Below are 20,239 nucleotides of genomic sequence, written 5' to 3'. Positions count from 1 at the left end.
TCCTGCTGGCAATCAGTCGGCCGGTCGGTTTCCATTGTTATATGGTTGTGCTTGACGCCGCACACCGCTGTGCTGCTGCGCAAACCACATGAAAGCGGGATAATTATCGAGTCAGGATAATATGTATCCAGTGAGCGGCTTTTCGATCCTAAACTACGTGGCGTGCCGGTTATCGTATTGTCTAACAACGACGGTTGCGCGATTGCCAGAAGCGAGGAAGCAAAGGCGCTTCATATCAAAATGGGCGACCCGATGTTTAAGATCAGGGACGTTGTTCGTCGCCACGGAATACAGGTTCGTTCATCGAATTATGAACTATACGCCGACCTGAATCGCCGGTTTAACTCCGTGATCGCCGACTTTTCCGACACGGTAGAGGTTTATTCTATCGACGAGAGTTTTTTCCGGTTGCCCGTGCTGGCGAACGGTGCCGGCGACGTGGCGACCGCGCACCGCGTCATGCAGGGAATAGCGCGCAGCGTCGGATTGCCTACGCGCATCGGACTAGGCCCGACGCGAACCCTGTCCAAGGTGGCGAACGCCCTCGCTAAGGCCACGGAAAAGATATGGGGCGGCGTTGTGGATCTCCACGACGAGGAATTGCGACGTCGCCTGTTTGCGCAATGGCCGGTTGGCGAGGTGTGGGGCATCGGAAAGGCGCTTGAGGCCCGGTTGAGGCCGCTAGGCGTGCGAACGACGGCCGACCTAGCCGCATTGCCCCCAGCAGTCGCGCGGGACGCCGGAACGGTTGTCCTAGAGCGGCTTGTGCGCGAGCTGAACGGCGTCGAGTGCGCGGACTTCACGGTTGAACCCGAGGCGATGAAGGCAACCGCCGTCACACGCCAGTTTGGCGCGCCCGTGACTACCGTGGAAGAGCTATGCGAGGCGATGGCACGTCGCGCAGCTCGTGCGGCCGAGAAGATACGCGCGAAGGGGCTAGTAGCGTCGAGAATGATCGCGTTCGCACATGGGAGCCGATACCGGCCGAACCCTCCCAGCGCGTCGCGATCGGCGCGCTTGTCACCCGCCAGTCATGACCCGCGCGTGATCGTCGGTATGGCAACGCGACTTGCCGAGACGATGTTTCAGGATGGCGGGGTTTATACCAAGTGCGGAATCCTGTTGGAGGAACTGACACCGGCCGGCGCTGGACAGGCCGACCTGTTCGCTACGGCCGACCCGCGCGCACCTGGCCTGTTAGAAGCGATGGACGGACTTAACGCGCGTTTCGGCCGGGACACCGTGACGCTTGCGGCACAGGGCAGGGGGCCGCGATCGTTCGACACCAAGCGTTCGCAGAAAAGCCCATCGTGGACGACGAGCATCGCGGAAATCCCGGTTGCGCGGTAATCCCGAAAGGTCCGAATGACGCCATAGGCGGCACGGTATCGGACCTATCTCCGCTTGTGGTTTAACCCGGCATCCCGAAGATGCCGCCATGTCCCAGCTAGAAACAGCCGTAGCGTTGATGAGGATGGCGCTCGCCCTGCTAGATGAAGCCGGCGAGCTAAGCGCCGCGACCCACCTACAGCACGCGATCGACGTGGCGACGGACCAACAACCCATGCAGCAGGGCGAAGAGATACCGCCGGAGCTGATAGAGCGGTTCCTTGGACCCGCGCCCCGGTAGAGCGGCGATCAGCCCATGCGGGCCATCGGCTTCAATTCACTTCGCGGGCCGAGGATCGAACAGGAACCACGCCAGCCCGACTAGGACCCATAGGACTGCAATGACCACCCAGCCCAAGGCGGAGCCGAACAATCCGCCACCTAAGCCAAAGTAGGAGGCCGCTGCCTGAACCAGCGTTAGGAGGATCACGACGTAAAAATGGAGCGGCGTTGCTATCGGGGGCAGCTTAGGATTTTTCGGCACCGTTACTTCCTCTTCAACAGCGCCCACAATATTAAACGATATCGTCCGATATGCAATTCTTATCGCTCGCGATCCGGGCGGGGCCGCGCTGGCGCCGATGGTGCAGGACTTCCACGGTTGGGGGAAGGCTCGGCCGATCGGTTGAGCATCACCGCCCGGCCGCTATCGTAACCGATCCTAGCGCCCTCGCCCACGTTGGGGGTTTCCTTGAATCGATCGCGATCATGACGCACGACCTGGCTGTCGTTTCCGAGCTGGTACACGTTGGCTTTATCGACGTGCAGCACAGCGCCGCGATACTCGCCCTTCGTTTTAGTATCGGCGTCGCGGGCGGTATCGAGCCGGTAGATACCTTTCGGGTTCATCCCCTGCGGTTCGGAATCCATGACGTTCCATTTCCCGCCGAGGTGCCGTTCGTGGAGCCGACTCCCGTTCATGATGACGAGGCGTTCGGCACGGTCGGGAGTGCGATCAGCGTTCAATGTCGGAGCCTCTATTTCTCACCCGGCCGATCGCGATCGATCCGGCCCGGTAGGAGCTTGCTGGAGCGGCTTGGGGGCGTCGCCGGGTCTATCCGGTGCCGAGTTGGGCGCGATGCCTCCCACGGCCCGGATTATCGCTCACGATCGGGCGCGGCGCGCGTGGGAGTTGTCGGCGTCGGTCGCGTGGGCGACGAAACCGCTGGCGTAGGTCCGGCGCGATCGGCCGAGGGTTCGGCCGAGCGTGCAAGGATCACGGCTTGCCCGCTGTTATAGCCAATGCGCGCATTATCGCCGATCGCGGGCGTATCCTTGAACCGGTCCCGATCATGCCGCACCACCTGGCTATCGCTGCCGAGCTGGTACACGTTGGACTTATCGACGTGCAGCACAGCGCCGCGATATTCGTCCTTCGACTTGGGATCAGCGTCGCGAGCGGTATCGAGGCGATAGACGCCCTTAGGGCTGTTGCCTTGCGGCTCCGCATCCGTCTCCCGCCACGCCCCATCCACCCGCTTTTCGTGGACCCGGCTCCCGTCCCCGATCACCAGTCGTTCGCCCTTGTCGGGACGATCGGCGTCGGGTTGCGCCTTTGCTTGGTTCGCAGGATCGATCGTTGGCTGCGGACTCAATCGATCGAAAGCGATATCCCGAAAGCGATCGACTTTCTGTTGCTCGGCAGGATCGGCCCCGCGCTCTCGCATCAGATTAGCCGCTAAATCCCACTGTTGCGCCGCGCCCTGTAGCGCTTCCTTGGTGGGGTTGTTGTGAACTTCGCGCAGAATATCCGATATGCGCTTGTCCGGCACCCATTGATCGTTCTCGCGATTAATTACGCCAATGACTTTATTGTTCTGATCGTAAGCGACAAGGGCGTGCGGCTTATTGCCAGCCTGTAATTCATCCAAAGAGCGGAGCAAGCCCTTCAACGATTGATCGTGATAGGAGTCATCGACACCACGACCAAATCGCGTATCGGAATCCATTATTTCTTTTTCTCGACGGGAGTACGTCCTTGCGTGACTAAGCTCCGGACTTGTCGCCATACTGTGTACTTCTACACGGTAGCCCATGTTTTTGAGTTCATCGATGTTTTGGCCCGCATAGAAGCTGTTAGACAGGGTTCCATCGTAGATGATGTTCCGTTGCGCCTGTCCGGCCAGTTGCATCATTCTGTGGGAGATTATTCCCGCATCCATATTTGCGGCGTCTGGAGTCTTCAATTCGCCGCGTTGGATGCGCTCAGCCATATAGGGAATGGCAGGACGCACATCGTCCGGGTTGATTTCTACGGCGCGGGCGTCACCAAACTTGACGCGCATCGTTTGGACGATACCCGACTTTCCGGAACCCGGTTGCCCAGCAGTAAAGACCGCTAAGGGCTTATCGACGCGGGGAGTTTCGTTAAGTTGTAGGTCGGTTAGCCTCTTGGCAAGACGTTCCCGCTTGTCATCATCAAGCGGCTTCTGGTCGTCTGTCACCCGCGTTGACGAGCCGCGATCCCATCCGTCACGTCCCGGTCTAAAGGGACGTGGTTAGATTCCACGTCATCCCGAGTGCGATAATGCTTTGAAAGCCTCTCTTCTGCGGCTGCTTTCTCCGCGTCCGGTGCTTTATCGGCCTCATGAAGGAGGCGCGCAGCTTCCAAGGCCCAGCGCCGCTGTTGAAAGTAAGCAGGGTCCGAGCCGACGATGGCAGCAGACTTCTCCGCGCTCGTCATCTCCGAAGCTCGCTTAAACTCAATCATCATGCGCTCCTTCACTGTCTAATATAAGGCGGAAACCGGCGGAAATATAGAGGCCGGCACAGGCTGTAAGCGTCACCGCGCGCACCTGGCTAACCGCGCGCCGGGATCGAACCTAGCCCAGCGCACCGCGACGCCGGCACCGATCGCGACGCAGCTCGCGTCGCGCCCGTCCGCGAGCCGACACCATGCGACCGTGCGGTTCCAGCTATTGCCGACCGCCTCGCACGACAGCCGCACAGGCCGGACGAAGGTTAGGTATCCATCGGGGCGGCGGTTGTCGGAGCCGACACCACCACCCAGCGCAGCGGCCATCACGCGACGTTGCGCGAAGGGATCACCGGGGACGCCCGGTTGTCCCGGCCGACGCGAGCCGTCGAGTTCGGTAGCGCCGACCCCGGCGAGGCGGATGCGCTCGCCGGATTGGCACCGAATAGGCCCGTCAACGTCGTGCAGGGCAATGGCGAGGCATAGAAGCATCATCGCTTATCGGCCCCGCGAGCGTTGGGGCGGTTCACGGCGCGGGGTTGGCGGAGCTGGCGGAGCATCGCCGGCAGCACGACCCGCCCCGGGTTGGCGTGGAGCCGCGGCGGAGGGCTGGCTTTGCGATCGATCCGGACCACCGCGGACTTGCGGGACACGGATCGCGCTTCCCTGTTCGACGCGATCGGCGAGCTGCGCCCTCGCAGTCGAGAGCATCTTACGGGCGGCGTCCGGGTTATCGGCGAGCGCCTTTCCCACGACGCTTTCGATCACCTTCATTTGCGCCCGAGCGGTGCGATCGGCACCGATCAGTTTGGTTTCGCGATCGGAAACCTGATCGCGGACGGCGAAGCGTTCCAGCTTGGCCGGGTCCGCACGTTCGCCGACATACCAACGCTTTTCCGCTCCGTCCCACCGTGCGCCCGCATCCTTGGCCGCTTGCCGATCCTTGTAGGGGACGGCGAGATATTGACGTTCGGCAGGGGCGGCGTCGCGCTGGCGAGAAGCGCCGTCGCGATCGGCGACAGCTTCACGTTGCGGCGCTCGAGCAGCGCGGCGATCGGCAGCGTCGGCAGGGGCGCGGGATTGAGCCGGATCAGGATTGCGGCTTTCGGCCGACGGTGCCGCGCGATCATTGGCGGCACGATCGCGGCTTTGCTGGCGATCCGGCTCCGCCTGTTCGACGGACCAGCGGTTGCGTTGAGCCTCAACCGTTTTGGTCGACCATTCCCCCGTCTCTTTATCCTGAACCCGTTGCGGCACCTGAACGGTTTCGCGGCCGAGGCGCTGAACAACCACGTCATCCCCGACGGCGACGCCCGATCGAGCGAGCGCATCGGGGATACCGATCCCCCACGCGCGTTTGCGATCACCGTTGCCAAGTTCGATTTCAGCATAGGGTGACGAGCTGGACGGATCACCCGCCTTGAACTCCGCCCGACCGGTTTCGATCAGCTTCCCGCGAACGCCATCCTTGAAATCAGGTCCGCGATCGGCAGCGCCAGCACCGGCCGCGCGATCGGCGACGTTCGCACCTGGCACACGATCGCCGGCATCCGGCGCGCGAGCGGATGCACGATCAGGACCGCCACGTTCCACCGGCACGACGGTATTGTTGAGGCGATCGGCGGCAGCTTCGCGAAGGCGGCTCAATTCCTGTAGGTCGCGCTCCGAAGGCTTGAACCCGCGAACCGCGATATCCTTTTGCATCGCCTGCAACCAGATTTCGCGCTTGAAGGCATCGGTGCCGCTGACTTGGATTTCGCCCCAGCCGCGATGCTCGGCAACGGCGACGAGATCGCGCGCGGTTGCCGGGCTGTCCGTCGTGGCGACCAGCTTTCCGCCCTGATCCCGAAAGGCGGGATCGGTTGCCGTGCTGGACTCGTAGAAGCCCGGCTCGCCCGACCATTTCGATTTCTGGACATAGTAGCGGCGCGCAATCTCTTCCGGCACGTCCCCAGCTTCTAGCGAGGCTTCGCGCTTTTTGGCGGCGGGAGTGTCGGCACGTTCCGGCTCGCTAGGTGCATCCCGGCTAGGGGCGGCGGGCCGATCAGGATCAACCCGGCTATCGCGATCGATCGCGGCGACGCCGGCAGCAGCAGCGCCGGGAACACGGTCGCGCGTGCTTTCGGCCGGGACGGGACCGATGGTGTTTTCGTTGGCTGGCGTTGGCGCGTCGTTGTCCGACCGGCCCTTTTCGTCATCGGCTGCTTTGCGTGCGGGTGCGGCTTGGGGAGCCGGTTCGGATGCGCGATCCGGTTGCGCGGCGAGTGCAGCGCCTTCCGGAAAAGTTCGTCCGGACGAACTTTCCCGATCGGCGTCAGGCTTCACGGGTGCGGGTTCCGGCGCAGATCGAGCAGCGTCCGGACGTTCCGAAACCGGCGCGACAGGCGGGGTCCGCTGTGCATCGCGATCCGGTTCCGCGTTGGTGTTGTCAGGCATAGGGCGATCCTTTGTGGCGTCTGTTTCGCGTTGAAGGCGGTCGCGTTCGGCGTGGGCGAAAACCACGTCGCGAACGGCTTCCGCTATCTGGAGAGAGGTGGCGACATGCCCGTCAGGGCTTTTCATCTTCAAATCGTTGAAGTCGCTATATGCGCCGGGGTCCGCGTCGCGCTCTTTCCCGAACACGGGAAACACGGCGAGGCCATCAACGGCCGACGCGGCAGCAAGCGCCTTTTCCTTGCCGGGGTTCGGCCGACCTTTCAGCTCTTCCGCGCGATCGTCATCACCGACGATCAGGATAGGCTTATCAGGGAACTTGTTGTGCAGCGCGACGGCGACGGCTTGGAGATTGCCGGAATCGAACGCGGCGACGGTCGCGTGGCCGACTTCATCGCCGACCGTGCGAACCGTCGCATAACCCTCGCCAATGATGATGACAGGGGCTTTCGCGAGCGTTTCCAGATTGCCCCCCGCGATGTGGAAATTGCCTTCCTTGAGGCTGTCTTTCGCGAACCGCTTCGATCCATCGTCGCGGATATATTGCATCGTCCATTGCCGCCCGGCGGTGTCGATCGCCGGGAGGTATGTCGTTTGTCCGTCGCGATCGGTTAGCGCGCCTTCTGCGGGGGAAATGCCCTTTGCCACCATGTACGGCGTCGGCTGGACGAGCGGCAGGAGGCGTTCGGTATGGCGTGCAACCCGACGCGCGGTTGCATCGAATGTCGCGGCACGTTCCGCCGCCCGTGCTTCCGACTTGGCTTCAAACTCGGCACGCATCCGGGCGGACTCTTCCGGCGCGATCGTCACGCCTTCCAGCTTCCACGGCGTATCCACGCCCGATTTGTAATTCTTGATATGACCGGCAGGATGGCCGTCGAGATAACCGACATAGCGGCCGGATACCCGACCGCCCTTTTCCCCTTCGATAGGAACGCGATGCGGCTTCCCGTCCATAATCGGGTGTTGCCCGGTAGGGTTCAGCCCGAGGTCGCGCATCGCACTTGCAAAGGACGCCCTGATATCGGCTTCCGACAGCTCCGCGCGAGGCCGTTGGCGCCAGCGCGCAACCATCGCCTCCGCATCGGCTTTAGGGCCGACATACCATTGCTTAGCGGTCTTATCCCAGCGCGCCCCAGCGGCCTTAGCTTCGTCCCGTTCGGCATAGGGGACCGAGAGATATTGGCGATCGGCCATCGGCTTCCTCCTTTGGGGTTATGCGGCGTCCCGCTCGCGTTCTTCGGGGTGGAGCATTTGATTCAGCCACGACGAAACGGCGACGACGGGTTCGTCTCCCCGTTCGATCGCCGCGAGAGGATCTAGCTCGCCCAAGATTAGCGCCTTGGGATCGAGCAGCGCCGGACCTTCTATTTCCTCGTCCGTCAGCTCGCGAGGTGCGAGCAGAGGCAGTTCAGGTTCAGCAGCTTGCGCGGCATCGTCTGGAGCCGCTTGCGGGGCCGTTGACGGCATAATAGCCCCAGCGTCGCGGGGAGCCTTATCCACCCAGCTAGGAGGCGGCAGCGCGGCAGCGTCGCTGGCCTCAACCTTTGGCGCGGGAAGCAGTCGCGTCACAAACTCTTCCATCTTGTAATAGATGAGCTTCGTTGCCTTGATCGGCAGCACGCCACGTTTGAAGATCAGGATTTCCTCAAGCGGCATGGTTAGAACTTCCTGCGGCATCATGAGCGCGCGAGCATGTTCGCTTTCCGAAACGCTATTGTTCGATTGCCCGAACAGCGATCCACCCCGGCTCTTTGACTTCGCGCCCAGCCCATGCGTTCCGAGCCGATCGGATATGTCCTTGGCGTCCTTAAACTCCTTGGGGGTGTAGATCACCGTTACGTCGCTATTGGCGCTGATTTCGTCCGCGCCGTCCTTTAGCTGCGCTTTGTTTTGAACCACGATGAGCAGGTTCAGACCGTAGCTCCGAACGAACGAAATTGCCGATACGATGACCGGCACGCGACCGAGCTTGGCGAACTCGTCGAGAAGGATCAAACAGCGATGTTGCGTCTTGGGATCGAACTCCCCGATATTCGAGTCCGTATTCAGATCGACAATCTGTTGAAAGATCAGATTGTAGAGCGGCTCGAGGCGATCGATGTTGTTCGCCGTCGCACCGAGATAGATCGACATAGGCTTTAGGCGCAGCTCGCGCAGATCAAAGTCACTCGTGGCGGTCGCCTTATCGATATAAGGATTGAGCCAAAGGCCGAGCTTAGTCGTAACGCTTTGCTTGATACCCCCAAAGGTATTGTCCGAGGCGGAGGTAAAGTCTGACAGCGCCGTTACGCACGCGATCGAGAGAGGTTTTCCGGCCTCTTGCCGATCGACAATCTCTTGTGCGAACCGCGTTTTAGGATCGCCGGTATTGATGCTGCGATAGATTTCCCCAATCGTGAACGGCAGCGTTGGCGTCGCGGCCAACCATGCACCGACGCCGACAAAGGCGGTTCGTGCGGCTTCCGACCAAAAAGGATCGCCCTTTTCCGGCGCGGGGAAAAGCATCGCCCCGATTTTCTGCAATTCGTCGACGACCTGGACGGTATCGTTCCGATCGATGTAGCCGATCGGATTATAGCAAGCCGTCAGACCTTCCCGGTTGACCGGATCGAACAGGAATACCGACTGACCATGTTTCGCGCGAAAGCCGGCCGTCTTGATGTAATTCTCTTGCTTCATGTCGAGGCAGACCACCGACCCGGCCCAATTCAGAAGGTTGGGGATTACGATACCGACGCCCTTACCCGCGCCCGTGGGAGCCTCTAGCAGGACGTGCGCTTCCGCATTGGTAGTCAACCAGCGGCCGGCGAACTTGCCGAGCAGGATGCCGTTATCCGATCGCAGCCCGGCCGCCTCAATCTCCTTGGCATTGGCAAAGCGTGCTTCGCCATGCAGCGACTTGGAGTTTTTGAACATGACCAGCGCGGCGAGGCCGAGCAGCAGCGAGGCAAGGAAGAAGCCCCGCCCGAACCACATTTGCAGCATGGGATCATATCGGTAGTACCAGACGAAGCTAGGTATCGCGGTAATGCTGATATGCGAATTGAGTTGCTTCAATGCGGCCAGCGCAATGAATACCGCAATGACAGAAGCCAGTGCGACGAAGACGATCACGGCGCAGACGACAACAGCCGTCTTAGTCGCCGGACTTTTCCCCCATATACGGATCAAAGAATATCTCCTTCACTTTCCACCGGCCGGCGACCTTTTGCGCCTGAATAACCACATCGATCAGACTGCGGAGCAATCCCCGGATATCGTCGCGGGCAAGATCGCGCCCGCCTTCCGATTCCTTCACGAGCAAGGTTAGCTGTTCAAACGCGCCTTCGGCCGAGCTGGCATGGACGGTTGTGATCGAGCCGGGATGACCCGAGTTCACGTTGCGTAGATAGAAAAAGGCGGTGCCGTCGCGCAGCTCTTGGAGCAGGATGCGATCGGGCCGCATACGGAGCGCGCTTTCGAGCAAGTCTTTCGGCCCGATCTTGGCGAGGCTTTGCCCGTCCTTCGCGTACATCATATGCACGACGTTCTTATGCGGCATGGTCAATTCGCGCGCATCTTCGATCGTCAGCAGCCGTTCGTGTTCCGGTATCATCCGGATCAGCGCCTTTGATATCGTGGTCTTACCGGAGGCGGTTGCGCCGCTAATCAGGATGTTTTTGCGGCTTACGACGGCGAGCTTGAGGAAGCCCCGCCAGTCCCTTGCATCGAGCAAGCCTTTCAGCTCCAAATCGGTTGGGGAAATGGCGCGCGAGGCGGCTTCCGTGTCGTCAAACACTCCGCCCTCTATCAGCGCGTCAACGTCCATCGAAACCGTCGAAGGCTTCCGGAGCGTCGCAGAAACGATCCCGTCGAGCGTTGCCGGCGGGATCAGGAATTGGCACCGTTCCCCGGTTGGGAGAACGGTGGAGCAGATCGGCGACGAGGGAGAGATATCCTGTTTGGTGACGGCGGCGGCGGACCTAGCAAGCGTCATGAGCCAGTCGAAACTAAGCTCCGGAACATCATGCCACACCCACCCGCCGCGCCGTTCTATGCCCACTTCAAACGGGCGGTTGATGACAAGCTCGGTCACATCGGCCGGCTCCAGAAGAGCGCGGAGCGGTTCCATGTGATGATCGAGGATGCCGTTGAATGTCGTCACTTGATGGCAAGCCCGTACACGTCGGAGAAATTGAAATCCTTCGCGACGAAAATGCCGACTTCCTCGCCCTGATTTTTGGTCAGCACCGGCCGGATATTCTGCGATTGCTGGAGCGATTGCCCGGCCGCGTTCGACGGTTGGGAGACATTGTAGCTACCGCTGCTCGCCACCGCGTTCGACGCGGCCTGTCCGCCCGCATCGATCAGCGAGAGCATGAGCGCCCCGCCGAACCGCGCCCAAAAGAACGTATCGACCCCGCCAGCCATGCCGGCACGGCCGAGAGCGTCAGACGCGGGCGAGCCGAGTTCGATCGCCACGCCGCGAGGCGTCGTCGCACGGGTCCAGACCACGAAAAGGCGGTTTTGCCCTTGCTGGAGTCCGCCCTGATACTGCCCGAGAACCTTCGTTCCCTTTTCCAGCAGCACGACCCGGCCGTTCTCGCTGAACACGTCGCGCGGGACGATGCACGAGGTATAGCCCGGCTGCGTCGAGTTCATCGCGGTTTGCAGGATGCAGGGGATCAGCGTCCCGGCCGTGATGAGGTAATTGCGGCTTGGCATCATCGTGGCACGGGATTCACCGATGGCAGAGGCACGGCGCAGCCGGTCCAGCTCGCCCGGCCCTTCCTGTTCGGCCGACACGTTCTGAACGCCCCCGAGCTGTCCGCCAGCACCATTGCCCCCCGGTGCCGCGCCTTGCTGTCCGGCCCCGGAATCTTCCCCAGCGCCGAAGACCAGCAGCGGCGATCGGCGGCTGGCTTGCGCGAGGGTTTGCGCTGGCGACATTTGCCGCGCACCGCCCGATTGACCGTTTGCCGGATACGCGCCGGGCTGGATGGCTGGAACGACCTGTCCGTTCGGAAGCGTCGTTGTTCCCGGCGTACCGGGCGCGAGGTTGGTCGCGCCCAAGGACGGCGCGTTCGGATCGAGCGCAGCAGTCGCGATCGTCGGGACGCGGCCGGGCTGATACTCGGCCACCTGGCGCGCGGTTTCGTTCGGCCGGTTCCGGGCGGTTTCTGCCATCGCCATTGTGTTGCCGCTGTCGGTGTCGTCGCGGCCCCCGAGGTTCACCCACAGAAGCGCAGCGACGACCAGAGCGCCGCCCGCAAGCGGCGCGAACTTACCCTTGGCTTGGACCCGGCTAACTGGCGTGATGCCGCGTTGGACTTCCGACGCTTCGGGCGTCCGATCGCGGATCGGCGGCGTCGAGTCCATCGGGGCGCTATCGGTGACGGGCGGAATGGTGCTCACCGTTCTTCCTCCTTCATGGTCCGCTCCACGACGGGGGACGCTGTATCGGTGCCGTGATCGAGGCCGTAGGTTTGCGGAGCCTCGTTGTAGATGCAGAGGACTTCCGGCCCGCGACGGAGCCGGAGCTGTCTCGTTACCGCGTGGACGACCACGAACTCGTCGCGCACGTCGAACGGCACGAGGGTTTCTTCGCCATTCGGCCGCACGAGGTAGATCGCCGGCACTTCCCGATTTGCCGGGAAGCGCAGGACCGTGAATTGCCCGTTGTCGGAGACTTCCGAGGGAGCAATGTCGGACGACCCCTGAATCGAATAGGCGAGGTTCCGCGTCCCCGACAGAACGCCATGATCGAGCGCGCTTTTCACGGCGGTTTGCTGAATCTTGGCGAGCTGGAGCGCGGCTTGCAGCGCCTCCATCCGCTGTTGTTTCAACCGTTCATCTTCCGGATACCGGAAGCGGACTTGAAAGAACGTATCGCGGGCACCGGCCTTGATCGAGCCGGTGCGCGCCGTCAGCTCGAACGTATAGTTTCGGAGTTCCCCGTTGTGCATCGTCGAGACAATCAGGTTCGTCGGGCCGGCACGCTCGCGAGGCTTGATGAAAATCAGGTTGTCGCGCGGTACGACTTCCCAAGCGATGCTATCGCCGACCGCCACATTGATGATCGTTTCATCGCTTCCGAACAGCACTTGCGTTGCCGTCCGGAACACGCCGACGATCCGATAAACTTGCTGCGGATCATAATCGACGGAGCGAACGCGGGAGTCCGCGTAGCCCGAGCGAGGGGTTTCGGAGGCCAGCACCGGGGATGCGATCATTCCCAGGGCCAGAGCGGCGAGAGCTACGCCCCTCATTGTCCGGCCACCACGGGGTCAGCACGGAAGTTCTCGACTTGGAAGCCGAGCGGGTTCCGATACCGATCGCCCTCCGACATTGGCGCATTGGTGTAACTGAACGTCACAGTCGCGATCCAATCGGTTGAGGTCGCTTCCGTTTGGGTCTGGATTGTGCGCGTGAAACGCACCGTAGCGACACGGTTGTTGATAAACGAAATGTTCGTCACCCGAGCATTGGCGTAACCATTTTCGCCAAGCAGCGCCCGAGGACTTCGCGGGTTAGATGCGATGGATAGATCGTTATAGCGTTGTTGTTCTGGAGTTGTTGAAAGGATCGCAACAGCGTTGAAATCCTCTTGAGCAGAGGCCGGGTTCCAGCTTTCCCGGATACGAACATAGTTCGCGAGGAAATACTTGGTCACAGCTTCATCGTAAGCGATAGGCTTTTTGCCCGTCAGCTCCGTTTCGACATCGACCGCACCCGTAGTTTGATTGACGCGCACCGTGACCAGCTCGACCCGCTTGAGCGGCACAAGCATGGCGACAGTGCCGAGGCCGGCGATACCGGTCGCAGCACCCACGGATGCAATGATGTAGGCGAACCGCTTCGATTTGATTGCAGCCCGCGCGCGGTCCTCGTCCCAGCTTCGCGCATCGGCGAAATACTGCTTGAGGTCGGATCGTGAAACACCTTCGGCCAATTTCCGGCTCCCTATCAGCAGCTAGCGAAGACCCGACGCGACGCGCCGGGCGTGAGTGCGGACGTTGCCGCAGGATTGATCGGCGAGGCCCCATCCGGCCCGCTTGGCACGGGCACCGGAGCCATATCCGGCGCACCTGGCGCGGGAGGCGGCGCGAACACTTCGGCGGGCGCACCGGACACACGCGGCGGAGCAGGGACAGCGACAGGCACCCCCTTTTTGCCGGGGACGTACACGACCGCCGGAGCGCCCGGCAGGATGCTACCGAACGGATTGGCGGGCCGCTTATGCCGACCGTCACAGACGGCCAGCTTAGGCGTTTTGGTGGTGGCGCACCCGGCAAGCGGACCCACCAGAGCGACGACGATTGCCGCGAGTCCAAACCCGCGCGAGCGTCGGTTATTCAAATTGCAGATCATGACGTTCCCCGAGCTAAGTTATCGTTTTGTGATCGTCCCGCCCCCGGCACCACGACCCCCGCCACCACGGCCACCGCCGCCGCCACCGCCGCGCGATGGCAACCACGGTTTGCTAGCAGCGCGGGCGACGTTGCCGACCAGATCGCTTGCGCCGGCGGCAGCGCCACCGGTTATGCCCGATGCAATGGACGGGGCTTGAAAGAAGAAGAAGGTGCCGAGGCCGTAGAAACCGATGTAAAGAAGAGCGGCCGAAATATCGTCTTCTAGGTTCATCTGACCTAGAACCTTCTCGCCCAAGTCAGTGATGAGGCTTGCCATCGTGGTTATGATCGCGAGAAGAACGATGTAGTTGAACGCTTGATTTAGCCATCCGTTGAAATAGCGTTTGCCCCAATCGAACAGCGCAAGAGCGATAAAGATCGGCCCCATAGCTATGATAATGGCGAGCGATATCAGCGCCAGCATACTAACGCCAAAGCCAACACACGCCGCAATTTCAGCGAACAGGCGGACAATGAACGAAAGAATATAATACATGATCGCGCGCGGCGCTTGGGTGATACCCATAATGTCGGCGGCGGCTTGCAGTCTATTCGACACGTCGATTGATTGAGCTTCTAGCGCATCAAACACCATGCCCATTTGCCCGTATTCTTTCCCGGAGATCGCTTCCGTCACGGCGCTTGGCGCATCGTTGAACAGCGGTCCCGTGATCCACTCTTGATAGGCAACGGTGGTCGCAGCGGTGAAGATGATCGCGAGCTTGACGCCCCGATAAACGAAATCCGTAATTGGCTCCTGAACCGCGCCACGCATGATCGCGTAGCCATAGAGCGCAAGATAGATGACAAGCCCGGCTAACAGAGGCCCGCGAACGGCATCGACTACATCGCCGTATCGCTGGGTTAGGAACATGTTCAACTGACTGTTGAAATAAGTATATGCCTCAGTGAAAAGCGTCGGGCTTGCCGGATTCATTTTATTTTCCCCCGAGGCGTTCGCGGGCGTAATTCTCGCGAGCTACCTGTTGATCGGCAATGCTAGCCGTGCCGCACTCTTCTTCCGGCTGATAAGCGTGCGTTCCAACCGCCGCCTTACATTCCGCCATGACCTTTTTACGGATGGCAGTATTCGCCTTGAAGAAGTCCAGCGATCGAGGCTGTGCCACGACCGCCGGGGTTTCCGAACAGGCCGCTACCGTTAAGGCAGCGACCGTCAGGGAGAGCCACATTCTCATTTGCGGCGGCTATTGGCATAGGCGGCGCGAGCGGCGGCTTGCTGTTCCACCATCTGTTGCCCGCGCAACTCATTCTCCGCAGTCCGCCGAGCCTGTACGGCTTGGAACTGCATAAGATCGTTCTGGATATGCGCCTGTTCGATCGCGATCCGCGCTTGGATATCCTGAACCTGCTTTTGCGTCGTCGCGGTATCGAGCGACTTACGAAGCTCTTCTAGGCCCAGCGTCCGCGTCCCGGTCGCACCATAGGCCGCTTCCGCAACCGCTGCGTCTGTGGCGTAGGCATTGCCCCGGCTATCCAGCCCTGTGCGCGACGCCTTTTCGCTTTCGCTCGCGTTCGCGCGGAGGGCCGGAATATCGACCCGACGCCCGTTGCGAATGTTGGTGGCAGCAGAGCCGAGCGATCCGAGCTGATCGTTGGCGCCGCTCATCATCTTTTGGATATCCTTCGCTTCCGAAGGGATCCAATTCCGCGATTGCGGGCTGTTCAGGATCGAGCCGATATCGTTGACGTTGGTGATACCGTTGGCGGCATCATATGCCTTTACCGCCTGATTGTACGTCTCTTGCAGCTTTGAGAGCTGCGACGCCGCTGTCTTGGCCTGTTCGACCAGTTTCAGGAATGACGTGGAGTCATAGACCGGGATGCCCTGTGCAGCCGCAGGGGCCGTCGTGCAGAGCATCAATGCGGCGAGCGGTAGTGCGTAACGTGTCATCGTCTCTTCTCCTTACTTGAGCCACTTACGGCGGCGGTGAAACTCGGGGAGCCAAACAGCCGGATCGTCGCCCAGCTCGGCGCGCAGCTCGTCCAGCAAACCAACCGTAGAGCTACGGCCGGACAGGACAGCTAGAGCGTCGTCAAAACCGTCGAGGTCGAGTTTGACCACAATGGAATCGTGACCTTGCTTGATGAGGAATTGACGCGATTCCGGCACCAGCTCGCGGCGGATCAGCCGGAACTCTTTGGCCGTCAGACCGAGGCCCCCGCGATAGCTATCCTCGCTCGCTTTCGGGTTCGGCATGAGGATGAGCGTCGAGACCTGGCCCACGATGCTACTCGCGATCGGCGAGCGCAGCGCATGGTCGGGGTTCTGCGTTCCGAAGATCAGGAAGGCGTTGCGCTTACGATAAGTGAGCAACGCATCTTCAATATACTTGGTGAACTGTTCGTCCCCGAGCGCCTTCCAGAACTCGTCGATATCGATGACCAGCCGTTCCTTGCGGTCTAGCAGCTCTTCAAACCGCTGGAACATATACATCATGACCGGCGTGCGAACTTCCTCGTTATCGAGGAAATCCGTCATATCGAACCCGAGGAACCGGGCTTCCAGCGACAGCGCATCGGCCTCGTTATCGAACACCCAGCCGAGCGGACCGCCCAGCATCCAGCGTTCCAAACGCGCGCCGATGCCTTCCGCATCCTTGTAGCCAAGCACTTCGCGGAGAGCGCGGATCGAGCGTTGATGAGCAGGGAGCCGGCCCAGCGCCACCAAGCCTTCATGAATTAGCCGCTCTTCCGCGACAGTCAGCAGCATATCGTCGCGCTTCACGAGCTGGCGGATCAGCCCGCTAAGGAATGATATGTTTTCCGGGGTATAATCGAACGCCTTGAGCGGCGCGAAGCCGGTCGGAAGGCCGTTCTTCAAAGACAGATAGGTTCCGCCCGAGGCGCGGACGTAGATTTCCGCGCCGCGATCCTTGTCGATGAAGACTTGCCGCGCGCCGCTCTTCTCCAGCATCGCCATGAAGAAGTTTTGAACGACTGTCTTACCGCTACCGGTCGGGCCAAAGATGGCCGTGTGACCAATATCGGCGACGTGAAAGTTGAAATAGTAGGGCGACAGCGCCGTGGTCTGGAGCAGCGCGACGGCCGATCCCCAAAAGTTGCCTTCCGCCTGTCCCGAAGGGAAAGTGTGGAACGGCGACATAGCCGCAAAATTGCGCGACGTGATGACCGAGGGACGCGCACGCCATTTGAAATTGCCGGGGAGCTGGCTCCAGAACGCGGCTTCATTGGCGCTTGTCTCGCGTGCCGATACCATCGCGGCATCCGAAAGCGAGGCACGCGCCGACGACAGGTTGTCGTTGAGCTGGCGCACGGTATCGCCGAAAACGGCGATCGAGAAATGATGCTCGCCCATCACGAAATGGTTGTCGGCCAGATCATCGGCCGCGTCGTGCAGGGCTTCCGCCTGGCTGACCGCTTCGTCATCCGTGCTACCCAACTGGCGGCGCTTCCGGATGAGCCGGGTCATCCCGTCGTTCTTCCCGATGAACGCGAACGAGTGCGTCATGACGAACTCGAAATCCGCATTGAGCAGGGTATCCAGCATCCCCGGTTTCGTGCGCGATGGATATTCGCGGATGCCGAACAGGCCGAGGAACCGGCTCCGATCGTGGGCGCGGATTTCCACGGCTTCACGGCCGAAGATCAGGCGTTCACCGTATAGCGCCGATCCTAGATGACCACGCACCAGCGGAACCCGCCGATGCTCGCCCATCATAATCAGCTCCAGCACTTCCAGCGGTTCAGAGAACAGCAGATCGTCAAACTCGTAGAGGCCGAGACGATGCGGCGAGAGCCGGCCGAGCAGCTTTCCCGTCTCGTTCGCCCGTTCATTGAACCGGAGTAGATCTTCCTCGTCGACCTTGGCGAGCGCGTCCACGCGCTCCTTTTTCGACACAAGGTTTTTGAAGGCGACGGCGAGCTTGTCGGCGGTGCCGACAGCGGGGCGCATGACGATCGAGAGATAGAGTTCGTTCACGAACATCAGCTCGGACGTGACGCGCTTCGCATAGGTCGCGTTCAGATCGCGCGCGAAATTGGAGGCAAATGTCCCCGTGGGATATGTGTCGGTGCGACGGCGGATCGTATGCGTCCACCATGCTACCCGTTCGTCCGCACTGTTGCGGAGGATGCTATTCAGGTTTTCGTGCCATGCGTTGAGGTCCGAACCATCGGCCGTCTCAAACGCCATGCCATCGAGGCGGAACATCGTCAGCAGCGACCCGTCATCGAGCGCGATCACATGATCGTCGATATGCCGGGAGTATGGCAGGAACCGCGTCGGTTCCTGTTCGCGCTTGGCGATATTCCAAGGCGTCGTGAGGCGTTCAGCTACGATCGGCTTATTCACCCGCAAATCCCTTGCGCTTGAGCGGTTTCACGGGAAGCGGCGAGTAGGAGCTACCGCCCCACCATGCGCGGTCCCGGTTCTTCCATTTGGACTGGACGCCGAGGTTGAGCAGCCGGAAGGCGTTGGGATCGTGACGCACGATGAGACGTGCGATCCCGAACCCAACCGCCGCCAGGACCAGCCCATAAATCGGATTGTCGGTGACGATCAGGACGAGGACGCCCGCGATCGCCATCGGGATACCGGCTTCAATGGGGACGCCGAACCACATAGCCGGGCGCGTGACAGCTAGGAAAAGCGGTTCGCTGATTAGTGGTTCGTCGTCACCCAAGGTCATTCTCCAGAAGATCAGGCATCGTCAGTTGTTGGCGATCAGCCGCCCACGATTTGATCGAGGAACCACGACGCGCCGAAGATCAGGAAGCAACCGCCGACGACGGCGATCAGCGGGCCGGCACTGGCGCGCCCCGTGAAGAAGCGATAGCCGGTGACAGCAATCGCGATGATCGCCACACTCTTTGCGAAGGTGCCGGTAACGAACTCCTTAATGGAGTCCGCAAAGCTCTGAATATTGCCGGTGCCTTGCGCGAACGCCGGATGAGCAATCAGGCAGCACGCAGCCGCAGCGATTACGAACCGGGTCACATTGTTGGTACGACGGGCGGAGTGGTGCCCGTTCAGGTGTTCATGGTGTCGTTTCAGCACTTGTCCGTCCTTTCGGTAGGGGTTGCCCTTTATCGGAACACCATCACGCTTTGCGCGCGAACCGGAGCGTCATCCCGAGGGGGAACGACTTCCGGTTCGCGAGTAGGCGGAGCGGGTTGCGGTCCAGCGCGGCGGGCGTCCGCGCTGAAATCTGTTGGCGCGGTCGCGGCGTAAATCGCCGGATCAACGCGGAGCTTGGGAAGCACAGCAAGGCCCGGAACGATCGCCCCGGCCGAACCGTACACACGGCCGACATAGCCGTTAGAGAAGCCGCGCCATTCCTTGCCGGTGTTATAGACAGACAAGGCGGTCGCGAGCGCATGTTGGGTCGATTGCGCCCGTGGTAATGCGCGGAGATAGTTTGCCGTGAGGACGGTCGCAGATGCGGCCAGACTACGGCAGGGATCAAAAGCGTCCTCGACTGACAGGTTCAACCGACGAAGGTTGCTACTGTTAATCTGACCTAACCCGAGGTCGATATTGTAACCGGCCCGGATCAGGGAATAGGCAGTCGCGATAGCTTCCGCTTGGGTGCGGGCTTTCGGAGCAGCACGCCCCCCGCGATTGACGCCGATCGCCAGAGTGTTGAACCGGCTTTCCGTGTGGACAACCGATAACATCGTTTCGACTGCCACACCTGGCGCGCATTGGCGCGCCAGATCGGCAGCAGCGGCGATAGTCAAAATCACGGAGCGCCCGTCCCTTCTATCCCGACCAGCGAATACGTCTGCCGGCGACCATCGGAATAGGTCATCGTCACCGACCGGCGTTGCGGGTCTTTCAGGTTGTCGACTTTGGTTTTTGCGACGCCGCCACCTGTGCAGGTCGGGAAGCTCCCGCCACCCGCCAGCGTCTTCCAGAGCTTGGTGATCGGCGGCACGCATTGCGCGTACTGCGTGGCACCGCCGGGATTGGACAGGCAGAGAAGCACTTCGCAGCCCCAATCGTCGCTTGCGTAGGCTGGAGCGGGGACCATCCCCATTCCAGCGACGGCAGCAACCGCTACTGTCGTAGAGTTACATAGATACGACAGTCGCTTTGCGCTAGCACGGATTTGATCGAACCGGTTCATTGGTCGTTCTCCCTTCGGCTTACTCAGACCTGAATAGCTGAAAGTGATTCGCAAGGCGAGGGGTTCGACCTAATTCCGCGTCACAAAACGAAATATTGAGTCAGGGTCGCGACATTTGGGAGTCACATAGCGCAAGTTGGCGGGGCACTATGGTTAAGAAAACATCCGAAGCGGATCAAAAGGCGTCTGATCTACGCTTGACGCGAGGGGCGGAGTCT

Annotated in this window: 19 protein-coding genes and 1 pseudogene; 2 read left to right on the top strand and 18 right to left on the bottom strand. The window is 61.0% G+C overall.

Features of this window, described 5'->3' with window-relative positions; genetic code table 11:
* Positions 1 to 132 precede the first annotated feature (132 nt).
* A pseudogene (locus tag IEX50_RS17890) lies at positions 133 to 528 on the top strand (Y-family DNA polymerase); the annotation flags it as partial.
* A gap of 291 nt (positions 529 to 819) precedes the next feature.
* Positions 820 to 1,350: a DinB/UmuC family translesion DNA polymerase gene (locus tag IEX50_RS17885; protein ID WP_444544620.1), complete on the top strand. Its 531-nt coding sequence runs from the start codon at positions 820 to 822 to the stop codon at positions 1,348 to 1,350.
* Positions 1,351 to 1,932: 582 nt separating this feature from the next.
* On the opposite strand, the gene IEX50_RS16790 is transcribed toward IEX50_RS17885, so the two are convergent.
* The 18 genes from IEX50_RS16790 to IEX50_RS16705 form a co-directional block, all read right to left on the bottom strand.
* Positions 1,933 to 2,355: a KfrB domain-containing protein gene (locus IEX50_RS16790; RefSeq protein WP_157174856.1), complete on the bottom strand. Its 423-nt coding sequence runs from the start codon at positions 2,353 to 2,355 to the stop codon at positions 1,933 to 1,935.
* A gap of 131 nt (positions 2,356 to 2,486) precedes the next feature.
* Complete coding sequence (locus IEX50_RS16785; RefSeq protein WP_157174857.1) at positions 2,487 to 3,833, bottom strand: zeta toxin family protein; 1,347 nt, start codon at positions 3,831 to 3,833, stop codon at positions 2,487 to 2,489.
* Positions 3,830 to 4,099, bottom strand: coding sequence for a hypothetical protein (locus IEX50_RS16780; protein WP_157174858.1), 270 nt, complete (start codon positions 4,097 to 4,099; stop codon positions 3,830 to 3,832). The genes IEX50_RS16785 and IEX50_RS16780 overlap by 4 nt, the downstream gene beginning before the upstream one ends.
* 72 nt (positions 4,100 to 4,171) lie before the next feature.
* A complete protein-coding gene (locus IEX50_RS16775; protein WP_157174859.1) occupies positions 4,172 to 4,411 on the bottom strand; it encodes a hypothetical protein in 240 nt (79 codons plus the stop codon).
* A gap of 171 nt (positions 4,412 to 4,582) precedes the next feature.
* On the bottom strand, positions 4,583 to 7,714 hold the full coding sequence (locus IEX50_RS16770) for a DUF5710 domain-containing protein (RefSeq protein ID WP_157174860.1): 3,132 nt from the start codon (positions 7,712 to 7,714) through the stop codon (positions 4,583 to 4,585).
* An 18-nt stretch (positions 7,715 to 7,732) separates the two neighbouring features.
* The gene (locus IEX50_RS16765; RefSeq protein WP_221237671.1) at positions 7,733 to 9,691 is read right to left on the bottom strand and encodes a type IV secretory system conjugative DNA transfer family protein; all 1,959 of its coding nucleotides are present in this window, start codon (positions 9,689 to 9,691) and stop codon (positions 7,733 to 7,735) included.
* Complete coding sequence (virB11, locus tag IEX50_RS16760; RefSeq protein WP_157175790.1) at positions 9,657 to 10,631, bottom strand: P-type DNA transfer ATPase VirB11; 975 nt, start codon at positions 10,629 to 10,631, stop codon at positions 9,657 to 9,659. The genes IEX50_RS16765 and virB11 overlap by 35 nt, the downstream gene beginning before the upstream one ends.
* Positions 10,632 to 10,660: 29 nt before the next feature.
* The gene (gene virB10 / locus IEX50_RS16755) at positions 10,661 to 11,914 is read right to left on the bottom strand and encodes a type IV secretion system protein VirB10 (RefSeq protein ID WP_229674153.1); all 1,254 of its coding nucleotides are present in this window, start codon (positions 11,912 to 11,914) and stop codon (positions 10,661 to 10,663) included.
* Entirely contained in the window at positions 11,911 to 12,768 is an 858-nt protein-coding gene (gene virB9, locus IEX50_RS16750) for a P-type conjugative transfer protein VirB9 (protein ID WP_157174861.1), read from the bottom strand. The genes virB10 and virB9 overlap by 4 nt, the downstream gene beginning before the upstream one ends.
* A complete protein-coding gene (locus tag IEX50_RS16745) occupies positions 12,765 to 13,451 on the bottom strand; it encodes a VirB8 family type IV secretion system protein (protein ID WP_157174862.1) in 687 nt (228 codons plus the stop codon). Before IEX50_RS16745 ends, virB9 begins: the two co-directional genes overlap by 4 nt.
* 437 nt (positions 13,452 to 13,888) lie before the next feature.
* Positions 13,889 to 14,848, bottom strand: coding sequence for a TrbL/VirB6 family protein (locus tag IEX50_RS16740; protein WP_157174863.1), 960 nt, complete (start codon positions 14,846 to 14,848; stop codon positions 13,889 to 13,891).
* 1 nt (position 14,849) lies between these two features.
* Positions 14,850 to 15,101: an EexN family lipoprotein gene (locus IEX50_RS16735; protein WP_157174864.1), complete on the bottom strand. Its 252-nt coding sequence runs from the start codon at positions 15,099 to 15,101 to the stop codon at positions 14,850 to 14,852.
* A 2-nt stretch (positions 15,102 to 15,103) separates the two neighbouring features.
* Positions 15,104 to 15,790 carry a TrbJ/VirB5 family protein gene (locus tag IEX50_RS16730; RefSeq protein ID WP_184075365.1) on the bottom strand — a complete coding sequence of 229 codons (687 nt, stop codon included), beginning with the start codon at positions 15,788 to 15,790 and terminating at the stop codon, positions 15,104 to 15,106.
* A 45-nt stretch (positions 15,791 to 15,835) separates the two neighbouring features.
* Positions 15,836 to 18,244 (bottom strand): VirB4 family type IV secretion/conjugal transfer ATPase, encoded by a 2,409-nt coding sequence (locus IEX50_RS16725; RefSeq protein ID WP_157174866.1) that lies wholly within the window; start codon positions 18,242 to 18,244, stop codon positions 15,836 to 15,838.
* Positions 18,237 to 18,575: a VirB3 family type IV secretion system protein gene (locus IEX50_RS16720; protein WP_373285337.1), complete on the bottom strand. Its 339-nt coding sequence runs from the start codon at positions 18,573 to 18,575 to the stop codon at positions 18,237 to 18,239. The genes IEX50_RS16725 and IEX50_RS16720 overlap by 8 nt, the downstream gene beginning before the upstream one ends.
* A 41-nt stretch (positions 18,576 to 18,616) precedes the next feature.
* Positions 18,617 to 18,949, bottom strand: a complete 333-nt coding sequence (locus IEX50_RS16715) for a TrbC/VirB2 family protein (RefSeq protein WP_229674151.1) — start codon at positions 18,947 to 18,949, stop codon at positions 18,617 to 18,619.
* A gap of 29 nt (positions 18,950 to 18,978) precedes the next feature.
* Complete coding sequence (locus IEX50_RS16710) at positions 18,979 to 19,638, bottom strand: lytic transglycosylase domain-containing protein (protein ID WP_157174868.1); 660 nt, start codon at positions 19,636 to 19,638, stop codon at positions 18,979 to 18,981.
* Positions 19,635 to 19,931, bottom strand: coding sequence for a hypothetical protein (locus IEX50_RS16705; protein ID WP_157175793.1), 297 nt, complete (start codon positions 19,929 to 19,931; stop codon positions 19,635 to 19,637). Before IEX50_RS16705 ends, IEX50_RS16710 begins: the two co-directional genes overlap by 4 nt.
* Between the last annotated feature and the right edge of the window lie 308 nt (positions 19,932 to 20,239).

It is taken from the genome of Sphingomonas prati, assembly GCF_014643515.1.
GTDB classification, from domain to species: domain Bacteria; phylum Pseudomonadota; class Alphaproteobacteria; order Sphingomonadales; family Sphingomonadaceae; genus Sphingomonas_R; species Sphingomonas_R prati.
This window is presented reverse-complemented; position numbering and strand designations above follow the sequence as displayed.